Annotated in this window: 17 protein-coding genes and 1 pseudogene; 11 read left to right on the forward strand and 7 right to left on the reverse strand. The window is 47.4% G+C overall.

Annotated features, from left to right (window positions below; genetic code table 11):
- The first annotated feature begins 32 nt into the window (after nucleotides 1–32).
- Together FSB84_RS02710 and FSB84_RS02715 are read left to right on the forward strand one after the other, a co-directional pair.
- Nucleotides 33–689 carry a hypothetical protein gene (locus FSB84_RS02710; protein WP_130543017.1) on the forward strand — a complete coding sequence of 219 codons (657 nt, stop codon included), beginning with the start codon at nucleotides 33–35 and terminating at the stop codon, nucleotides 687–689.
- Between the two features lie 104 nt (nucleotides 690–793).
- Entirely contained in the window at nucleotides 794–1702 is a 909-nt protein-coding gene (locus FSB84_RS02715) for a DUF1266 domain-containing protein (protein ID WP_130543016.1), read from the forward strand.
- Nucleotides 1703–1762: 60 nt separating this feature from the next.
- On the opposite strand, the gene ygiD is transcribed toward FSB84_RS02715, so the two are convergent.
- The 7 genes from ygiD to FSB84_RS02750 all read right to left on the reverse strand — a co-directional run bounded on the left by ygiD (nucleotide 1763) and on the right by FSB84_RS02750 (nucleotide 7723).
- Entirely contained in the window at nucleotides 1763–2653 is an 891-nt protein-coding gene (ygiD, locus tag FSB84_RS02720) for a 4,5-DOPA-extradiol-dioxygenase (RefSeq protein ID WP_130543015.1), read from the reverse strand.
- A gap of 25 nt (nucleotides 2654–2678) precedes the next feature.
- Nucleotides 2679–2942 (reverse strand): YceI family protein, encoded by a 264-nt coding sequence (locus FSB84_RS02725; RefSeq protein ID WP_207234301.1) that lies wholly within the window; start codon nucleotides 2940–2942, stop codon nucleotides 2679–2681.
- 161 nt (nucleotides 2943–3103) lie between these two features.
- Nucleotides 3104–3766, reverse strand: coding sequence for an NADPH-dependent F420 reductase (locus tag FSB84_RS02730; protein ID WP_130543014.1), 663 nt, complete (start codon nucleotides 3764–3766; stop codon nucleotides 3104–3106).
- Nucleotides 3767–3865: 99 nt separating this feature from the next.
- Entirely contained in the window at nucleotides 3866–4447 is a 582-nt protein-coding gene (locus FSB84_RS02735; RefSeq protein ID WP_130543013.1) for a Crp/Fnr family transcriptional regulator, read from the reverse strand.
- Nucleotides 4448–4523: 76 nt separating this feature from the next.
- The gene (locus FSB84_RS02740; protein ID WP_130543012.1) at nucleotides 4524–5075 is read right to left on the reverse strand and encodes an HD domain-containing protein; all 552 of its coding nucleotides are present in this window, start codon (nucleotides 5073–5075) and stop codon (nucleotides 4524–4526) included.
- 57 nt (nucleotides 5076–5132) lie between these two features.
- Nucleotides 5133–5678, reverse strand: a complete 546-nt coding sequence (locus FSB84_RS02745) for a hypothetical protein (RefSeq protein WP_130543011.1) — start codon at nucleotides 5676–5678, stop codon at nucleotides 5133–5135.
- Nucleotides 5679–5707: 29 nt separating this feature from the next.
- Nucleotides 5708–7723 carry a serine hydrolase gene (locus FSB84_RS02750; RefSeq protein WP_130543010.1) on the reverse strand — a complete coding sequence of 672 codons (2016 nt, stop codon included), beginning with the start codon at nucleotides 7721–7723 and terminating at the stop codon, nucleotides 5708–5710.
- 147 nt (nucleotides 7724–7870) lie between these two features.
- Here FSB84_RS02750 and FSB84_RS02755 point away from each other — a divergent pair, with 147 nt between their 5' ends.
- The 9 genes and pseudogenes from FSB84_RS02755 (at nucleotide 7871) to FSB84_RS02795 (ending at nucleotide 19851) form a co-directional block, all read left to right on the forward strand.
- Nucleotides 7871–8461 carry an RNA polymerase sigma factor gene (locus FSB84_RS02755; RefSeq protein ID WP_130543009.1) on the forward strand — a complete coding sequence of 197 codons (591 nt, stop codon included), beginning with the start codon at nucleotides 7871–7873 and terminating at the stop codon, nucleotides 8459–8461.
- A gap of 84 nt (nucleotides 8462–8545) precedes the next feature.
- Nucleotides 8546–9730, forward strand: coding sequence for a FecR family protein (locus FSB84_RS02760; RefSeq protein WP_130543008.1), 1185 nt, complete (start codon nucleotides 8546–8548; stop codon nucleotides 9728–9730).
- A 159-nt stretch (nucleotides 9731–9889) separates the two neighbouring features.
- Complete coding sequence (locus FSB84_RS02765) at nucleotides 9890–13507, forward strand: SusC/RagA family TonB-linked outer membrane protein (protein WP_130543007.1); 3618 nt, start codon at nucleotides 9890–9892, stop codon at nucleotides 13505–13507.
- A gap of 10 nt (nucleotides 13508–13517) precedes the next feature.
- The gene (locus FSB84_RS02770; protein ID WP_130543006.1) at nucleotides 13518–14954 is read left to right on the forward strand and encodes a RagB/SusD family nutrient uptake outer membrane protein; all 1437 of its coding nucleotides are present in this window, start codon (nucleotides 13518–13520) and stop codon (nucleotides 14952–14954) included.
- Between the two features lie 85 nt (nucleotides 14955–15039).
- Nucleotides 15040–15474 (forward strand): annotated as a pseudogene (locus FSB84_RS30905) (ATP-binding cassette domain-containing protein); the annotation flags it as partial.
- A gap of 502 nt (nucleotides 15475–15976) precedes the next feature.
- Nucleotides 15977–18181 (forward strand): Gldg family protein, encoded by a 2205-nt coding sequence (locus tag FSB84_RS02780; RefSeq protein ID WP_130543004.1) that lies wholly within the window; start codon nucleotides 15977–15979, stop codon nucleotides 18179–18181.
- Nucleotides 18182–18416: 235 nt separating this feature from the next.
- Nucleotides 18417–18794 (forward strand): phosphoribosylpyrophosphate synthetase, encoded by a 378-nt coding sequence (locus FSB84_RS02785; protein WP_130543003.1) that lies wholly within the window; start codon nucleotides 18417–18419, stop codon nucleotides 18792–18794.
- Nucleotides 18795–18811: 17 nt separating this feature from the next.
- Nucleotides 18812–19123 carry a phosphoribosylpyrophosphate synthetase gene (locus FSB84_RS02790; protein WP_130543002.1) on the forward strand — a complete coding sequence of 104 codons (312 nt, stop codon included), beginning with the start codon at nucleotides 18812–18814 and terminating at the stop codon, nucleotides 19121–19123.
- A 41-nt stretch (nucleotides 19124–19164) separates the two neighbouring features.
- Complete coding sequence (locus tag FSB84_RS02795; protein ID WP_130543001.1) at nucleotides 19165–19851, forward strand: SDR family oxidoreductase; 687 nt, start codon at nucleotides 19165–19167, stop codon at nucleotides 19849–19851.
- The last annotated feature ends 8 nt before the right edge of the window (nucleotides 19852–19859 follow it).

Consider the following 19859-nt stretch of genomic DNA (forward strand, 5'->3'; position numbering starts at 1 on the left):
CTAAGATACATCAATTTTTCACCGGCAGAATAGTGGAGAATATTCCTGATACGGAAAATATCCCTGTTTCAAGTGATGGAGGCCGGGTGGTTGCCCTGATCTCACCATTGCCATCAACAGTTTTGAGACTACCACCGGTGGCTACATACAAGGGAAAGATGGGTTGTGGTGATGACAAGATTTACAAGAACTGGACTTACAAATACAAACTGAAAGTGGACGAATTCAACACCGTTGCCGAGACCAACGAGAACAACAATATCGCCGAACATAAATTCGCCGGCAGCAAAGACGTGATGAACGAGCTGAACGGGGCCGGCATCGCCAAAACAACGAGGGAAAAAAATACACAAGTGAAAAACACTACAACCTCCCCCACTGCACCGCCACCTGCGCCGGCATCCGATGGCAGTTATGAAGTGCATTACACCATCAGGAACGCAGGCGTTGCGCCTGTGGAGATCAATGTGAACGGGATCCGGCTCTTTGGCCGTATCAGGGAAGATGGATTCGAAAGGATTGGCCAGCTATCCAACTGTTCCCTAAGCTTCCAAAACCCTTGCACCCGGAGGAATCATTACAGGATATTACACCATCGCCGGTGCCATGACCAATATGCTCACACAGGGAACGCAGTACGAATACTGGTTAACGGTGGATTCCATAAAGGATATCGCGGAAGGCAATGAGAACAACAATGATTTCAGGATAAATATACGTGCCGGGTATTAAGACTTCGGCACGATATTTCGTGCCTTTTCCGATAAATTGCCTTCGAAAAAAGTATAATACCATGAATCAGCAGAACCCTATTGAACAATACCTTCAGACGTTGCGGGCCATGGGAATGAACGAAGAAGCCATTGCCATGTACCGCCAGCAAATGGAACAATCCATCAACATGACCAATCAATGGGCCAGCCAGTTCGGACAGAACTTCGATCCCATGAATGCCATGAACCAGGCGTTTGGTTCATTCGGGGCATTTGGTGACGGTAATGCTCAAACGCAACTTGAGCTCAATCCGGAATCCACGCTTACCATCCGCCAGCAATGGGCTGTAGCCTGCGGCGCAGATCTGGCCATGCTCAATGGACAATACCTCAATGATGTCACTACCGGTTTTTCCAGGGCTGAATGCCGCCAGTTATTGTCGCAGTGGTGGGATATAGACAGCAAGGAAGAATTATTGGAAATGATAGAATGGCTTTTCGCTGAAGGCCATCGCATCCAGTATGATCTGATCTGGCAGGCGATGACCACCATTTCCATGAAAGAAAGCAAGGAATTCCTCCGCCAGCATGTAGCCACCAATGAGGAGGAAGAAGAGCTGGCATTGCATCGCCTTCGCAATATGCGCGATGCGCTGGAACTGTTCCAGGAGCAAAAGCTGATCGCACCTGATTTCCAGCCGGAGATGCTGATCTGGGATTATGCACGGGTGATCAATCTCAGCCGTGGCGGCGTTGATGCCGGGTATATCACCAGGGAGGAAGCGCTGGTCATCATCGACAAGTGTATCGAACCAATTCGCAAGATGTATACTTCATGGAAACAATTGTCGGTTTCTTATCAGTTTGCCCGCTATGTGTGGAGTGATCTGCAGGAGGAAGATGGAAGGGAAATGATGGAGAACATGGAGATCCTGCTGACCGATCCTGAAAGTCCCTGGGTGAAATTGAAATGGAATGAAGCAATCTGATCATCTTGATAAAATAAAACAGAATAGTCCCATCTCTTGCAGGATGGGACTATTTTTTAACTACGCCTTCGTATCGAGTTTTACTGATGTCATCGTCAATGATCCTCCAACAGCTTTGTCGTTGAAGAAGGATACTTCGTCTTTAGTTCCTTTTAATCCAAGCGTATACAGAAGAGGCAGGTAATGCTCCGGGGTAGGGATTGCCAGTTGGGCTTCCTTGCCCATCGATGTATACTGTATCAGTTGCGAATGATCGCCTGATACTATCTGGTTTTTCATTTTTTCATTTATCTGCAGCGCCCAGTGGTAGCCATATTCAGGCTGGTCCATTTTATCCCATGCTATCATGCGCAGGTTATGCACCATATTGCCGCTTCCCATGATCAGAATGCCTTTGCGGCGAAGCGAATACAGTTCTTTTGCAAGATCATAATGGTATCGCGGCGGTTGTGTGTAATCGATGCTCAATTGCATTACGGGAATATCTGCATCGGGATACATATGCCGGACGATGGTCCAGGCGCCGTGGTCCAGGCCCCAGTCGTGGTCCAGTTCCACCTGTGCGGAATGCAGCAACTGCGCGGTTTCCGCGGCCAGTGCGGGATCACCGGGAGCCTTGTATTGCACATCGAACAATTCCTGCGGAAATCCTCCGAAATCATGAATGGTCTTTGGAAAATCCATTGCAGTGATGCGGGTGCCGCGGGTAAACCAGTGTGCCGACACCACCAGCACAGCTACCGGCCTGGGGATCTCCTTCGCCATGGCTTTCCATTTCGCCGAAAATTCATTATCCTCGATGCCATTCATGGGTGAACCATGACCAACAAACAGCACCGGCATAAGCCGCTCCTGATCCTTCAATCCGCTGGTGAATTGATTCCACGCCGATAATCCGGTTACGCCCGCTACTCCCATCATCATTGTTTTTATGAAGTCTTTTCTTTCCATTTTTATCCTTTTTCAGGACATACGATTATTGTTGAGAGAACTCGCCATCAGCTTTGATACGCACAACATCACTCACCATTTGCTCAGGGAATTTGCTTCCGATTCCAAAACCAGAGCGCTTGATGCTGCCCGTAAGCTGAAAACCTGCTGTGGCTTTTTTGCTCAAGGGATTTTCAACTGTGCCCCTGTATTCCAGGTCCAGCGTAACTGGTTTGGTAACGCCATGCAGGGTGAGATCACCGCTGAGCTTGAATTTGTTCTTGCCCGCAGCTTTGAGTGCTGTACACATCGCTGATGCCAAGGTGTGTTACAGTGAATGCAAGCTGCGAGTGTGCCGCATCATTCTTCCAGGTAGCGTTGAGTACAGTGTATGCCGAGAATGAAACAAAAGCTGCTGCGATAAAAAATAACTTCTTCATGGTTGTAGTGTATGATTTAGTAATAAATGAATTAGTTGTGCAGGACTTTCCAGCCCGCATGCCAGTTATAGTCATACTTCATGGTGAGTGAAATGAGCAGAGACTGCATGCTTTCCAGGGTGCGGCTGATAGAGAGATCGCCTGCAACGATGGGATTGAATCCAGCTGTGGCAACCAGCTCTACCACAATTTCCAGAGCCTCCGGATCACTACCCGCAATAAAGCCATCTACTTGTTTTCCATCGATCACCGGGTTGGTAAAATCGGCTGCATAAGTGGTATTGAAGGCTTTCACCACTTTGGAATGCGGCAATAATTGCTGCAATTCTTCTGCTGCGCTTGTTCCCGGATCGGTTACCAGACCTGAATAAGTTTCATTGAGTGGATTGGCGATGCTGATCACGATCTTTTGATTGGCCACTTCCTTTATCTTCTCCGCCACTTCTTTTTCTGCGGCATATGGGACTGCCATAATAATGATATCCGCTTCCCAGGAAGCCTGCGTAGAGCAATCGATCAGCTCGGCATCTGCGCCGGGATGCTTTTCGTGTATGCTTTTCAGTAATGTGGCTGTTTTCTCCTGGTTGGTGGAATACAAAAGTAAGCGGTAATTCCCGCCGGCCAGGCTTTTGGCAATGGCCGATCCCATATTTCCGGATGCGCCGATAATGGCAATGGTTTGCTTTGTTTTCATAATTGATCCGTTTGACAAAGCAAAACTACCACCATACCCTGCCCTGCTCCATTGAGTTGAGGCAAGAAAAAGCATTGATCCTGATCAATGAAAATCCGCTTATTTATTTTGGGAGATCCGCTTTCTCACGCGGCTAAGTGTTTCGGGAGTAAGCCCCAGGTAAGACGCGATCATGTGCTGCGGAACGCGCTCCGCGATATGCGGATAAAGAGCAACGAAGGCTTCATAACGCTCTTCCAGGCTGGCACTGGTAGTGGAGGTCAATCTTTTCTGCATGGCCAGGTAAGCTCCGGTGATATTGAGACGTGTGAAGGTTTCGTATGCACGGCACTTCACGAGCAGCTCTTCATGTGCAGACTTGCCAATGAGCACCAGTTCAGAATCTTCGATGGCATCGATGGCATAAGTGGCCGGCTCGCCGGTGAGAAAACTGTACAAGTCTGAAATTGCCCATCCTTCCAGTGCGAACTGAAGGATATGTTCACGACCTGATTCATCCAGGCTGTATTCACGCAATGCGCCCTTCTCCACAAAAATGATATTCTTGCAAACATCCCCTTCCTGCAACAGGTATTGCTTTCTCCGCACTTTCTTGGGCGTGAGATATGTTTTGATGACGGCTTTGTCAGCCTCCGTAAGCGCCACCTTTTTGTTGATATTTTCGAAGAATAATTCGTACATGGGATGCAGGCCGGAGTTTATGGCCTGTGGCAAAGATGCGAACAAATCTTTAATGAGGGATCTGAGGAATTCGATCTCACTTCAGTTTAGCAATCTCCCCCTCAACAACTTTCATCGCCCGCTCACGCAAAGCCTGATTCCCCTTGTCCATTTTTTTCAAAAGCGAATGACATTCCCGTAAGAACACATGCGTAAAATCTGTTTCCTGGCTGGCAAATTCAGCACTGTTATCGATTATATCTGCGTATTTTATCGTTTGTGCATCTCCGCTGGTAGCAGCTAATCTTTCAGCTTCCCTGGATTTTCTTGTACGCCGGTTCAATTGCGGATATGCAGCTTTTACGAAGCGGTCAGTTAATTCATCAACCAGCTGAACAGTCCGCCTGGTGGTAGCATCATCCATTTGTGTTAACAGGAACTTGCTGATCTCATCTTTTGTAACAGACGTATCTTCCAGAACATCGTGCAGCAGGGCAGCTGCCAGCACTGCCGGATCTGAGGTATATCCTTTACATATTTCCATCACACGGATGGGATGGACAATATAGGGTTCATCAATGAATTTCCGCCGCTGGCTTCCGTGGGCATCAGAAGCAAACTGAGTCACTTGTTCAAGAAGGGTTTGCATTGGTCGCTTTTAGTGGAATAATGTAAAAACCATACCAGCCGCATGATCTTCTTCTCATCATTTCAACGCAAACTCTTTCAGTTCCTCCAGTTCCTTCAATATCTGTGTCTCCCACTCCTTTTGCTTTTCAGCTACGGTAGCATACCTGGTTTCTTCTTCGTATTGCAGTCTTCTTTTGGTGAAATCAGACATCACCTGTTCACTGAGCCCATTCACAAAATCCAGTCCCATCACTATCTTCTTCTTGTTCTCTTTTAGCTTTTTCCTGAACTGCCTTGCATACACTTCGCTCAGATCGAAAAGAGTTTGCTGATAGGTCAAAACAAGACTGGCATCTGCTGTAGTATCGATCCAGGAAGCAGATGGAATAAAATGATTGAATATCCTGTTGTTGAGGTTCTTGCTCAGGAAGTCAAAGCCTTTTACACTATATCCCATGGAAAACTGTGCAAAGGAACTGGAGGTGGCTCTTCCCTTTTTGATCTTGAAATCATCGGCCGTTAGTTTCCGCGCAGCATTCCAGGAGAAAAACTCTTCTCCCTTGTCCTGGCTGAAAGCAGATACGGTACATAACATCAACAACGAAAAAAGGAAATGGCGCATAGCATCAGGGTTTGTTCCTGCAAATATATCTATTCTTCCTTGCCTTCCACCAGGAACTGCCGCATCACATTCAGCAGCGGATAGGCAGTATTGGCATTCGTAAATATCACATAGCCCATCTTCAGGTCTTTGTACACTTCAAAATGACAACGGAAATCACCATTGTTGCCTCCATGACCAAATGATTTCCCATAAGGCGTTTCCCTGATCTCGAGGCTCATGCCCATATAGGAAGGGTATCTGGGTTGGGGCTCGCCCGGATCGAATTTGAAATCGGAATGCCTGCTGAACATGGAATCATAAGTGGCGGCGCTCAGCCCTTTTTGTTCCAGCATGTACAGCATAAAGCGGGTGAACACTTTTGCTTCGGTGTGCATGGAATAAGCCATGCCAGGCGCTTCAGGCAATGGATTGTAAGTGGGAAGCATATCGTAATGTCCATTGGATTTTACCTGCTTCAATGAATCGTTGGCAGAAAAGAAAGTATGATACAATCCTACAGGATCCAGCACTTCTTCCTTCAACACCTGTTCAACATTCTTTCCTGTGATCTTTTCCACTACTTTCTTCAGGTATTCAAATCCTTCTCCCGAATAATTGAAATCAGTGCCGGGCACGAAGAGAAGGTTTAGTTTTTTGTCTTCATTCATCCATCGCCAATTGGGGAAACCGGTACGATGTGTTAGTACATGCTTTGCCGTTATGAGCTTGTATCGGTCATCATAAGCTATATCCGGATAGGGCAGATATTCATACAGAGGTTTATCGAGATCGATCACGCCCCGTTCTGCCAGCCGCTGCACTGCAAATGCGAAGACAGGCTTGGTTACGGAAGCTGCTTCGAACAATGTATTGCTATCCACTTTTTCTTTGGTGATCGAATTCTTGTATCCGTATGTTTTGTAGTAAACCATTTTTCCGTCTTTGATCAGTGCCATTGAAATACCCGGTATACCATAGTATTCCTGGTATGTTTCAATAAAATGATCGATCTTTTTTGCGGATGCATTGCTGAAATCATGCATTATGCCTTTTGCCGGCAGCAGGTCAGGCACCGGAGTGCCGGGAATAGTGATGGCCGGGATAATGCTTTCTTTGTTCGCCACCACGTTGATGCTTACCTGCTTATCCGGTTTGGAAGCGTATATTTTCTCCCCGCTATAGAAGTATGGTTCAATAAAATCCAGCTTGTATTTACCCGCCGGCAGCCAGGCTTTATAATTCCCATTGCTGTCGATGGCAGCAGCCACCCAGCATTTTGGGTTTTGAACAGAGGTAAGCATGATACTTGAAGGCAAGGGTATTTTCATTTTCATTTCCCTGTCCCAGTTCAGCTTTCCTGAAACCTTTCCCACCTGGCTCAGCGAGGGCATCAGGATGATATCGCCCAGACTTTTGGCATTTCTGTATTTGGAATCTCCCCTGCCCCAGCTATGAATGGCGAAGTTGCCGCTTGAATCTTTATCGAATACGGCAAAGTCGAGGCCGATTGATTTACCAACCACCAGCTGATCATCCAGCCGGATCTTCCATTCAATGTAACGCGTGTTGCCTTTCCTGGTAGTGGCCACTTCCATGATCTCCCAGTTGGCGGCTTTTGCAAACAGATCGAATGCTGCATGATTGGTGTTCCGTAATTTCTTGCTGTACATAAAGCCCGCCACGCCCGATCCAAAACTCAGATGGCGCGCATCGAGGCCCAGCTCCAGGCAATCCTGTGTATTGTATGCAACGTTTGCAGAAGTATCTTCTATAAAATCATTATCGGTAATGGTAAAAGCCAGGTATAAGGATTTTTCCTCAGCACGATATCCCACCTTGAAATAACCTGAAAAATCTTCTGCATTCAGGGGCTTTCCGGACAGTACTGTTTTGATATGATATTTGGTGGCAGAAACAGGCCAGTCAGAAAGATTGCCATCTACAGTGATCCTGCCTAGCGGATATGCATGCGCTATCTCGCCATTATGCGCCAGCAGGGAATTTACAGACAGGAAGGTCAGCAACAGGATGCAAAATGCTTTGCCCACAATATTGAGGTTCATAGTGGAAGGTTTGGTTTGTGCAGGTAAGACGTTTATAAAAATAAATAAGTTACAATCTGCGGCAAAATGATACTTACCATAGCAGGATAAAGAAATGTCCGCTAAGTCTAATATCCTTAATTTTATAAATATTACTAAGACGAACTATTGGCGGCTGATCCAACATACGATGAAAACGAACTGCTCCAGGCTGTAGTGAAAGGTGACGAAACGGCGTTCCGCGAGCTCATGAGCAGGTACTGGGACAAGATGTACAGTAATATATTGTATCACTGTAAGCAGCAGGAACTTGCCGAAGAGCTGACGCAGGACCTCTTTGTAACCGTATGGCAGAAAAGAGAACAGCTTCCGCAGATCAGGCAGTTCGACGCATGGCTCTACACCATCGCCAAGAACCTGGTGCTCGGCGCCTTCCGTAAAAAAGTATTACCCCTTCTCGATGCCGATACATTCGATCCATTGTTCCACGATGATGGACTTACCGGCGTGGACCTTCTGGAACTCAAAGAGCTTCATTCCGTTCTCAATAATGAAATAGCTCAACTCCCCCCGCAACTGCAACGCGCCTTTACCCTGCACCGCATTCAGGGACTATCGCACGATGAAGTAGCTGCACAAATGAATATTTCACGATTCAGCTCCCAAACCTATGTTGCCCGCGCCACCATCATGTTGCGCGCTGCCTTATCGAAATACAGTGGCAAAGCAGGTTTCAACTTTTTTATGCTTTTCCTGTAAAAAATCTTCCCGGCAACGTATTAACCCTTCCGTTTTCTGTATCTCTATTGGTACAGCGCATCACAAGCGCCAACATAAACCACTATGGAAAACGAGAAACTGGCCATATTATGGGAACAATATCTTTCGGGAAGGATGAGCAGGGCCGAGAGGACCGAGCTCAGAACCCTGCTGGAAGATTCCAACAACCAGGAACTGCTGGAGATCCTGCTCAACCAGTCAATGGATAATCCTGACATCCCTCTTCAGAAAGATGGAAAAAAGGACAAACATATCATTCAGGTGCTGGACGCGATCCGTTCAAACACCACCCCAACCCTAAACCGGACTCAGATCCGCACCAGGAGCTGGTTTCGTTACGCAGCTGCCGCAACACTGGTACTGTGCGCCGGCGCGTACTTCCTGTTCAGGCCAACCGGTAAGGATATGAAAACAGAACAGACCACTGCTGCTGTTCACAATATCCAGCCGGGCGGCGACAGGGCCATGCTAACCCTGGCAGATGGCTCCGTGATCCTGCTTGACAGCACCGGCAATGGTTCCATCGCCCTGCAGGGCAGTACACAGATCATGAAACAGGCTGATGGAAGGATCGTGTATGGCAACAATAATTCAGCAGGCGCCGCCGGCATGATGAATACCATGCGCACGCCAATCGGTGGAAAATACCAGCTCATCCTGCCGGATGGCACAAAGGTCTGGTTGAATGCCGCCAGCTCCATCACTTTTCCTGTAGCATTTCAGGAAAAGGAACGCAGGGTAACAATCAGTGGCGAAGTTTATTTTGAAGTGGCGCAGGATAAGTCGCGGCCCTTCTCCGTCACAGGTGGTAACGCCAATGTACAGGTGCTCGGCACACAATTCAATGTGAATGCCTATGAAAATGAGGACAAATTGAAAGTGACCCTTCTGAATGGTAGTGTGAAAGTATCGGACATTCAATCGAAACAAGCCACAGTGCTGGTTCCCGGCCAACAGGCGCAACTAACTGCTGAGCAACTCTCATCAACCGGAAATATCGATCTGAACAAAGTGATGGCCTGGAAGAACGACCTTTTCAATTTTGAAGATGCGACCCTTGATGAAGCGATGCGCCAGATCAGCCGCTGGTACGGCGTGAAAGTGATCTATGAACAAGGTATACCCAAAACGCAACTCTGGGGTAAGATGAGCAGGAATACCAGCTTCGAACGTGTATTGAGAAACCTGAAAGATATAGGAGTGAATTACAGACTGACCGATAACAAGGAACTGATCATTTTACAATAACCTTATCCGGAACATTTAAAGAAAAGCGAAAGCCAGGAAATATTTAAACATGCTAAACGAAAACCGGATTCTGCGGGCAGGCAGAACCCGGCGAAGTCTAGTAATGTAAAAGTCGTGTTGCTTAACGATTATTTTTTACAACCTAAACCAGTGCAATTTATGCAAAAAACTGTTTATGGGCGCCGGTCCGTCTATACGAGGCCCCGGCTCCTGGACCAACTGCTGCTATTGGTGCGAACGCTTTTTTACAGGCTGCATCCATCTACCAGCAGGCCATTTATGTTAGCGATGAAATTAACTATCGTATTTCTGACTGCCGCTTTTCTTCAGGTACATGCAAACGCCGTATCGCAATCCGTTACGATCTCCGGCAAAGACCTGTCACTGAAGAAAGTGTTCTCCATCATTGAGCAACAAACGGGCTTTGTAGTGCTTTCCAACAAGAAAGACCTGGAGGCTACAAAACCTGTAACGCTTTCCGTTTTTGATATGCCATTGCAGCATCTGCTGAATATGGTGCTGAAAGATCAGCCCGTCAATTTCAGGCTGGACGGGACCACCATCGTATTGAGCAGAAAACCGCAAACAAATCCTCCCGGCCAGTTGAATGTTTATCGCGCAGGCGTTCCGATTGATGGCGGTGTAGTTGACTCTGCCGGAAAGCCCATCCAGGGCGCCTCTGTGCGGCTACTCCCGATAGACAAGGGAACTACCACCAACCAATTCGGATCTTTCTCCATACCTAATGTACCCCCAGGAACTTACACACTTGAAGTGTCTTTTGTTGGTTACGATGTCCATCGTCAGAGATTGACTGTTCCTCAATATGGAGTGATGCAGCTTGGCAGGATCGTTTTGAAACGGACCAATACAAGTATGGATGTGGTTGAAGTAGTGGTGACCGGTTATCAAACCCTTCCCAGGGACAGGGCCACCGGTTCTTTCAGCACCGTGAACCACGAACTGCTCAGCACCCGTGTGGAGCCCAGCCTGATGACGAGAATGGAAGGACTGGTACCCGGACTTTTCTCCAAAAATGGCGATTTCAATATCAGGGGCCTTGCAACATTGTATGGCGAACGCAGACCGCTGATAGTTGTAGACGGCTTTCCTTATGAAGGCGATATCAATTATCTGAATCCGGACGATGTTTTGAATGTTACGGTGCTGAAAGATGCAGCTGCTGCTTCCATCTATGGTACACGCGCCGCCAATGGTGTGATCGTGATCACCACCAGGTTAGGAAGCGCCCGCCAGACACGTATCAATTTCAACAGCACCGTATTCATCACACCCAAGCCCGATGTATCATATCTGGACCTGCTCAATAGCAGCGAAACAGTAGACCTTCAGCGCGATCTCTTCAATAAGTTCCATGTGATGGAACCTAATGGTTATGCCGTTCCCAAAGTAACCGAAGCGATGTACAAGTTTGAAAGAGGCGATATCACACAGGCACAACTGGATGCTATATTGAATGAGCTCAGGAGCCGCAACGGAAAATCACAGATCGATGACATGCTGATGCAAAGCATCGTTTCACATAAGCACAGTTTGTCCGTTTCAGGCGGCAATGAAAAGAACCAGTATAGCATCAACCTCAACTATATTGGTAACAGAGGCTATACCATCAATACCAATTCCGAAGCCATCAATCTCAGCCTGAACGACAAGGCTCAGGTATTCAAATGGCTGACAGCAGAAGCAGGCATTTTCGCCAATTTCTCGAAGAATAAATATGCCGATATCAACGCTACCCAGTATTACAGATGGATGCCTTATGAGATCCTGAAAGATGACAAAGGCAATTATGTTCCCTGGAACTACCTGAAATCTCCAACCGAAATTGAACGACTGAACAATCTCGGCCTGCTGGATGAAAGCTGGAACCCTCTCCAGGACATGAGCCGCTATGATATCCGCAGCAATTCACAATATGTGCGTGTGCAGGGAGGCTTCAATATCAAATTCACTAAATTCCTCAACCTCGATGTAAAATACCAGACTGAACGCGGCAGCAGCTACTCAAAGAACTATCAAAGCTTCGAAAGCTGGCGAACTGCCAACGTGATCAACGACGCCACACAGATCACCAACGGTGAGATCGTAAAGAATATCCCCGATGGCGGTCAGATCTGGGAAACCCGCGGAGATTCCAGATCCTACACAGCCAGGGCACAACTTAACTTCGACAAACGCTTTGGAACGGATCATCAATTGACGGCCATTGCAGGCACCGAACGTCGCTCTGTTTTACGGACCTCCACAACCTTACACAGGTTTGGTTACAACGATCAAAACCTCCAGTTCCAGCCGGTGAATTATGATACACTCGGCAATCTGAAAGGAACACAGGCCATCGGTGGCGACTTCCGGTATATTTTTCTCGATCATAACAACTTCAGAAATACTGAAGAACGTTACGTTTCCTTCTATGGCAATGCCGGATATACTTTCAGGGGAAGATACAATCTCACCGGCAGTGTTCGTGTTGACGATTCCAATCTCTGGGGAACTGATCCAAAATACAGGCATCTTCCTCTCTGGTCTGCAGGTGCAAGCTGGCGCATTTCATCGGAAGACTTCATGAGGAATTTATTCTGGCTGAACAACCTGAACCTGCGCGCCACCTACGGCAGCGGAGGTAACACAGCAAGAGAAACAGGTCCCTACCTGATCGTTAACTCCGGCTATTACAATGAAACGGATGCGATCGGCACCAATATCGTTTCTCCTCCCAACAAGTCGTTAAGATGGGAAAGGACCCAAACCACCAACTTCGGACTGGACTACGCCATTCTCAAAAACAGGATCTCCGGCTCTTTCGATTATTATGTCAGGAAAACAACTGACCTCCTCGGTGAGAAACCTACCGATCCTACCAATGCATTCAACTCAGCATTGATCAACTATGGAAGCCTTACCAATAAAGGGTTCGAGATCGCTCTGAATACTGTGAACATAGACCGGAAAGATTTCAGCTGGAGCAGCCGCATCTCTTTCACAAAGAACAAGAACAAGATGACGGAGATCGCTCCCCGCTCTAGTCTGCTGGTTGAATACCTGCAGGGCTACGGCACACAAGTGAAAGGATATGCGATGAATTCCATTTTCAATTTCCGCTCAGCAGGCCTCGATCCCACCAACGGTACGCCGATGGTTTACGATAAAGATGGGAAAGTGGTCACCAACTACGATCAAAATGGAAATATCGTAACCAATATGACCGAGCTGGCCGGACTGGTACCTGGGGGCACCCTGGATCCTACTTATACTGTAGGCTTCATGAATACTGTTCGTTTCAAGCGCTTCACATTTACGATGATGATCATCGCCAATGGAGGTAATGTTATTCGCGATGCCATACCTGGTACAATCACTTCCGCAGCCTTCAATCGCAATATGGACAGAAGAGCGCTGAACTACTGGAAAAAGCCCGGTGATGAAAAATTGCCTGACGTGCAACCCGCACCTGCACTCAGAAATACATCAGATTATTATCTGCAGTACCTCTGGTTTGCAACTGATGCCAATACCATGAAAGCAGATTATATCAAAGTGAGGAATATCGGCCTGAGCTATGATTTCGCATCACATCTCAGCAAGCTGACCAAAATCAATGGAGCTACCGTACTGGTACAGGTGCAGAATCCATTCAGCTGGTTCAGGAATGATAAGGACCTGGACCCTGAAGCGTATATAATCGCTACAGATGGCGCTACGCGCAGCTTGCCCGTGATGCCTGTGTATATGATCGGCCTTAATGTAACCTTCTAATTCCGAACAAATGAAATTGAAACACATACTCCCTATATGCGCAACTGTACTGATGGTCAGTTGCGACAAATACCTCGATGTAAGACCGAAGGATAAATTCATCCCGGAAAGCGTGGAAGACTACGAGAACATGCTGAACAGCGCCAACCTGGTGAACTCCGGAGATTATTTCCAGGACCTGCTCACAGATGATGTTTTCCTTCCTGAAGGACAACCTGCCAACCTCTATTCTAACCAACAGGCACATGCGAGAAGGATCTATACTTTCAACAATGTTCCATACGAAGCCAATAACAACGACTTTCAATGGAGCGAAGGTTATAAAAGGATCTTCTACTTCAATACCGTGATCAATAATGTGCTGGATGCCTCCGGAACGAAAAGCGAAGAATACAAAAAATCGGTGAAGGCCGAAGCGCTGGTGGGACGTGCCTTTGAGCACATGATCCTGGTGAATCTGTATGCAAAGCACTATGATGCAGCCACCGCTGCAACAGATCCGGGAATTCCCATTGCACTGATCGGAGACATCAGCGCCAAATTCGTCAGGAATACCGTACAGGAAACCTATGATCAGATCATCAAAGACCTGACAGATGCGCTTCCCGATCTTCCTGCATCCCCCAAAAAGACAAGCTTCAGGGCCAGCAAACCCGCTGCCTATGCATTACTGAGCCGCGCTTATCTCTATATGGGCAAATGGGACCTCGCCGAACAGAATGCAGAAGAAGCACTGAAACTGAAAAGCGAATTGTTCGATATGAACAATTATGCCGTTACCGTGCCCGGTCCCTTCCCTTATGTACCCGGCACCCCCGTTGGCTGGACCAATGTACCCGATGCACAAAAGAACCCTGAAACCCTGTACGCACGCCACTTCCTGCGTCCCATGGGATTGGGACAATTATCCTGCGCATCTTCCGATCTAAGTTCATTGTTCACCAATGACGACCAGCGCTGGGTGCTTTACTATGCCAATGGCTGGCCCCCTGCACCTCCCTACAATTACTGGAATATGTACCAGGTAAAGATCTTCCTGCGTGGTGACTACTATAACAATGCAGCAGGACTTCCTGAAGTATATCTCAACGATGCTGAAGCAAAAACAAGACAGAATGATCTTTCCGGCGCACTCGACCTCATCAATGAACTGAGGCAGCACAGGATCAAACCTGCCGCCTATGTTGAAAAAACATTGGCTGACTTCAACAATGACCAGGAAAAAGTACTGCGCTTCGTTCTCGAAGAAAGAAGAAGGGAACTCGCGTTCATGAATATGCGACATATCGATCTCAAGCGACTCAATAAAGAAGCGCGATTCCAGAAAACCATTGTTCATAATGCAGAAGGCATTGAATACAGACTGGAACCCAATAGCGACAAATACCAGCGCCAGATCTGGCCTGCAGCTTCTGCTTTCAATCCCGACTGGGAACTCAATCCATAAAGATTTCTGATTAAGTATGCGGCAAAAGCCGGTTGGACGGTCCCGTTCCGTTCCAACCTGGCTGATGCCTTAATTCAAAGTATCCATGCAGCAAACGATCGTTAAACTAGAAAACCTATCCCACCGGTATAGCCAGCAATGGGCGGTAAAAGATATCAGTTTCGAAATAAACAGAAATGGCATATTGGGATTACTCGGCTCCAATGGCGCCGGTAAATCCACCACCATGAATATCCTTTGTGGCGTATTGAGCCAGACTGAAGGACAGGTAAGCATCGATGGGATCGACATCCGGCAAAATCCCGAAGAAGCCAAGAAACGGATCGGCTTCCTGCCACAGCAGGCACCCCTCCACCTGGAACAAACCGTTGACGAATACCTCACTTTCTGCGCACATATCCGCCTCCTGCCCAAACGTGATATCAAAGCCGCAGTTGAAGCCGTAAAAGAAAGATGCGGTGTAGCACATTTCAGCAACAGGCTGATCGGGAATCTTTCAGGCGGTTATCGCCAACGCGTAGGCATCGCACAGGCCATCATTCATAAACCACTGCTGGTTGTACTGGATGAGCCCACCAATGGACTTGACCCCAACCAGATCCTTGAAGTAAGACAACTGATCAAAGAAATTGCAGCTGAACGTTCCGTGATCTTCTCTTCCCATATCCTCGCAGAAGTACAGGCCACCTGCCACGATATCATTATGATCGAAGGCGGACAGGTAGTTTTCAAAGACACCATGCAGGCCTTCAACAATTACATCGCGCCTGACAGCCTCATCGTTTCCTTCGAGAATGCACCTTCCATCGAAGTACTGAAAAGCATTCCCGGCATCACGTCAGGAGAGCAGGTAGAAGACAAGACCTACCGGCTGCACTTCGATGATGCCCACCAGATCAGCGAGAAAGTAGTGCTCAAAAGTGTGGAAGAAGGATGGAGACTCACAGAGATCAATCTCGAAAAAGCTCGCTCGACGCCATCTTCGCGCAATTATCTAACAAAAGATCAAGTCAAACAATATCATGAGAAGCATATACAGAATAGGCCGTCAGGAACTCAGCATCTTATTTCACTCACCTGTGGCATGGCTGATCCTGATCGTATTCCCGATCCAGATCGGGATGGACTTTGCAGAATATATCCTCATGCTGGGCCGCTCCCAGAGAATGGGCACCTCCTTTCAACAGGTGACCAATATCGTGTTCGCCAGCCAGAATGGATTCTATGTTGGCGTAAAGAACACTTTGTATTTCTATATTCCATTACTCACCATGGGACTGATCAGCCGCGAGCTGCACAGCGGTTCCATCAAACTGCTGCTCTCATCTCCCGTAAAAGTGAGAGATATAGTGCTGGGAAAATATTTATCCATGATGGTGTATGGATTGATCCTGGTAGCCATCATCGGGATGTACGGATTCGCCGGCTCTTTCTTCATCGGGAATATCGATTACCTGATGGTGATATCCGGAGCATTCGGATTGTATTTGCTGATCTGCGCCTATGCAGCCATCGGTCTCTTCATGTCCAGCCTCACCAGCTACCAGGTAGTGGCTGCCATCAGTACCCTGGCAGTGCTGGCCCTGTTGAATTTCGTAGGCGGACTGTTCCAGGGAAATGATGTGATCCGTCATGTCACCTATTTCCTCAGTATCTCCGGAAGAACAGAACAATTCATAAGCGGATTGATCAGCTCAGAAGATGTGATCTATTTCCTGCTCATCATCACCTTCTTCCTCAGTATTACCGGTATGCGATTGCAGGCCGGCAGGGAAGCGAAATCTGTGAGACTGAAGATCACGCGGTATGCTGTGCTGATAGCCGGTTGTGTGATCATTGGCTATATCAGCTCACGGCCACGGACAACCGGATACATCGATATGACCGTTTCCAAATCGAGAACACTCGGAGAGAAAAGTGTAGCCTTCCTGAAACAAATGGACAAGCCCCTCAGGATAACCACTTACGTGAATGTACTTGGCGACAATTTCTACCTGGGCGCTCCCGAGAAGAAAAGCTTTGATGAAAGATTGTTCAATCAATACAGGCGCTATATCCCGGACCTCCAGATGGACTACGTATACTACTACGATATGGCCGATAACAAGAACCTCCTCAAAAGCAACCGTGGGTCCAGCATCGAAGAGATCGCCAAAAAAGTAGCAGATATCCAGAAAATGGATTTCAAGAAACTGCTCGGACCTGCCGAGATCAGGAAGATCGTTGATCTTGCCCCCGAACAGAACCGCATCGTGCGCCAGCTTGAATACGGCAACAGGAAAACATTCCTGCGTTATTATGAAGACATCATGACCTACCCCAGTGAACAGGAGATCACTGCCGCCATCAAACGACTGATGGAACCGGAAAAGATCCCCGTGATCAGGTTCGTTACAGGTCATGATGAAAGAAGCGCCTTCAGATCAGGAGATGCCGATCTCCGGAAATCCGCTGCGGAACTCAGCTTCAGGTATTCACTCATCAACCAGGGCTTTGATATCGATACCCTCAACCTGATTAACGACAATATCCCTGCCGGAACTTCCGCCCTCGTACTCGCCGATCCCAAAAATGCGTATACGGAAGCCGAGTTGCAAAAGATAAAAGCGCATATTGATGCAGGTGGTAATATGATGATACTTTCCGAAACAACATCACAGGCTTTCCTCGATCCTGTTTGTGAATACATCGGCGTAAAAACAGGCACTGAAAACATCATGCAGCAGAGCAAAGACTATGCACCCGATCTTGTTCAGGCCTTGTTTACACAAGATACAGACGCATTCTCCGACCGTTACAAAATGATGCGGGCAGACAGCGCCATCATCACAATGCCCGGTGTTTCCACCGTGAGCTATATGGAGCAATCCTTCAAAGCGATCCCTTTACTGAAAAGCTGGAACGAAAAGAACCTGGCGGCCGCCCTGCACAGAAAGATCAGCAATAAGGAACAGAAGATCATTGTTGTTGCCGATGCCGATTTCCTCAGTACAACGGAGTTGAGCAGACGAAATCCGGAGAACAGCAATTTCGGGCTGGTTACCGGCATCTACAGCTGGTTCAGTGATGGTGAGTTCCCCGTGAATACCCAACGAAAACGTTCAAAAGATGTGATCGACAGTACGGACGATGGTGTAATGATGCTGAGATTATTCTTTTTTGGTCTCTTACCCGCCTGCTTCCTGATTGCCGGCGCTACTCTATTGATCTACCGGAAGAGACGTTAGTGCGTTCCCTATGCAAGATTGAGCACTGCAAGCTGCTGTATGGTTTTCCATTCAGCAGCTTTTTCTTTTATCCTCCCTCCTCTTATATAGTGAAACATCTCATGCTTTCACGAAATACAGTGAAATAATTTCTCCCGAAAACACTTCACCTAACTGGTTTTCAATCCATTGAACAATTGGCATTTAGTTGGCTCCTATTCAGCAATAATCAATTGCTCAATACAAACTGACCAGTATGCCATTCCAGGAAAAACAAATTCAATCGGTAAGAGATATTCCCATCAGGTTTTTTCGCTCCCATTTACTTGCCCAAACATTGGAGGAACTGAAAACCCGCGGCTACCAGCTTCAGTTCAGGAGGGAAGCTACCTGTCTTTACTGCAACGAATTGGAGCAATGGATCAATCCTGAAAGTTTTGTAGTGGACGAGTATTATCATTTCGAAGATGCTTCTTCAACTGATGAAGCAAGGACCCTCTATGCCATCACTGCCACTGAAGGGAAAAAGGGTTTTCTCGTTGATACATGCCTGGTATATGAGGACAATATCAGTCCGGAAATGACACAAAAATTAAGATGGGAATATGAAGTATCCGGAACAATCCGAGCTTAATCAAAAAATGAAATGATATGAAAAATTATGATTCACTCGTAGATGCATTATCGGACCTCAAAACCAGAGGTTTCGAATCCGATTTTGCCATTGAAACCACCTGCATCTATTGCGGAGGACTTGACCTGAGATTACGACCCGAAGAATTCATGGTGGAAGAAGTGTACCGGTTCGAAGACGATTCCACACCGGACGACAGTTCCATCCTCTACGCCATTTCATCTTCTGCAGGTGTGCGCGGAACATTGGTTGACTCCTATGGCGCCTATTCCGAAAGCCTCAGCTTCGAGATGGCGCAGAAATTAAAGATGCCAACCATCCGCGCATAAGCACAGTATCACGCCTGCATTAAACTATAAAACCATTGATCATGAAAATTGTAGTAGTTGGTGGTACAGGGCTGATCGGTTCAAAGCTGGTGAGTAAGCTCGTGATGATGAACCATACAGTAATTGCCGCCGCACCATCCCTTGGTATCAATACCCTTACAGGTTTTGGCCTTAACCATGCATTGCAGGGAACGGATGTGGTAGTGGATGTATCCAACTCCCCCGGCATAGATGGCAATGAAGCACTGGATTTTTTTCAAACGTCTACCGTGAACCTGGTGACTGCCGGACTGTATGCGGGAGTGAAGCATCATGTAGCGTTGTCTATCGTTGGAGTGGAACGCATGCCGGACAGCGGGTATATACGTGCCAAGCTTGCGCAGGAAGACTTTATCAGGGAATCCGGAATAAACTACAGCATCTTACGCTCTGCACAATTCTTCGAACTCGCGGGCAGGATTGCAGAAGCCGCCACTACGGGTGATGAAATGAATATCTCACCGGCAGCCTTTCAACCAGTGGCCGGACCTGTTCTCATGCCAATGTATGAATTCATCCGTTATTACCTGAATGCCACCGAAGACCCCAGGCAGCTCTTTGCGGATGAACATGCCCGTTATTACGGGGCAGCGCTGGATGATGCATCACTCACGCCCGGCGAGCACGCACGTTTTGGCAAGATCAAATATGAAGACTGGTTCCACAATCAATTGATCAATCAACAATAGTCACCCCA

Origin of the sequence: Pseudobacter ginsenosidimutans (genome assembly GCF_007970185.1) — a bacterium.
Classification (GTDB): Bacteria; Bacteroidota; Bacteroidia; order Chitinophagales; family Chitinophagaceae; genus Pseudobacter; species Pseudobacter ginsenosidimutans.

Coding starts and splice junctions, on each gene's coding strand:
- FSB84_RS02725 (WP_207234301.1), bottom strand. CDS start 2,942: ATGTGTACAGCACTCAAAGCTGCGGGCAAGAACAAATTCAAGCTCAGC.
- FSB84_RS02750 (WP_130543010.1), bottom strand. CDS start 7,723: ATGAACCTCAATATTGTGGGCAAAGCATTTTGCATCCTGTTGCTGACC.
- FSB84_RS02735 (WP_130543013.1), bottom strand. CDS start 4,447: ATGTACGAATTATTCTTCGAAAATATCAACAAAAAGGTGGCGCTTACG.
- FSB84_RS02745 (WP_130543011.1), bottom strand. CDS start 5,678: ATGCGCCATTTCCTTTTTTCGTTGTTGATGTTATGTACCGTATCTGCT.
- FSB84_RS02730 (WP_130543014.1), bottom strand. CDS start 3,766: ATGAAAACAAAGCAAACCATTGCCATTATCGGCGCATCCGGAAATATG.
- FSB84_RS02780 (WP_130543004.1), top strand. CDS start 15,977: ATGAGAAGCATATACAGAATAGGCCGTCAGGAACTCAGCATCTTATTT.
- FSB84_RS02765 (WP_130543007.1), top strand. CDS start 9,890: ATGCAAAAAACTGTTTATGGGCGCCGGTCCGTCTATACGAGGCCCCGG.
- FSB84_RS02795 (WP_130543001.1), top strand. CDS start 19,165: ATGAAAATTGTAGTAGTTGGTGGTACAGGGCTGATCGGTTCAAAGCTG.
- ygiD (WP_130543015.1), bottom strand. CDS start 2,653: ATGGAAAGAAAAGACTTCATAAAAACAATGATGATGGGAGTAGCGGGC.
- FSB84_RS02760 (WP_130543008.1), top strand. CDS start 8,546: ATGGAAAACGAGAAACTGGCCATATTATGGGAACAATATCTTTCGGGA.
- FSB84_RS02740 (WP_130543012.1), bottom strand. CDS start 5,075: ATGCAAACCCTTCTTGAACAAGTGACTCAGTTTGCTTCTGATGCCCAC.
- FSB84_RS02790 (WP_130543002.1), top strand. CDS start 18,812: ATGAAAAATTATGATTCACTCGTAGATGCATTATCGGACCTCAAAACC.
- FSB84_RS02785 (WP_130543003.1), top strand. CDS start 18,417: ATGCCATTCCAGGAAAAACAAATTCAATCGGTAAGAGATATTCCCATC.
- FSB84_RS02715 (WP_130543016.1), top strand. CDS start 794: ATGAATCAGCAGAACCCTATTGAACAATACCTTCAGACGTTGCGGGCC.
- FSB84_RS02770 (WP_130543006.1), top strand. CDS start 13,518: ATGAAATTGAAACACATACTCCCTATATGCGCAACTGTACTGATGGTC.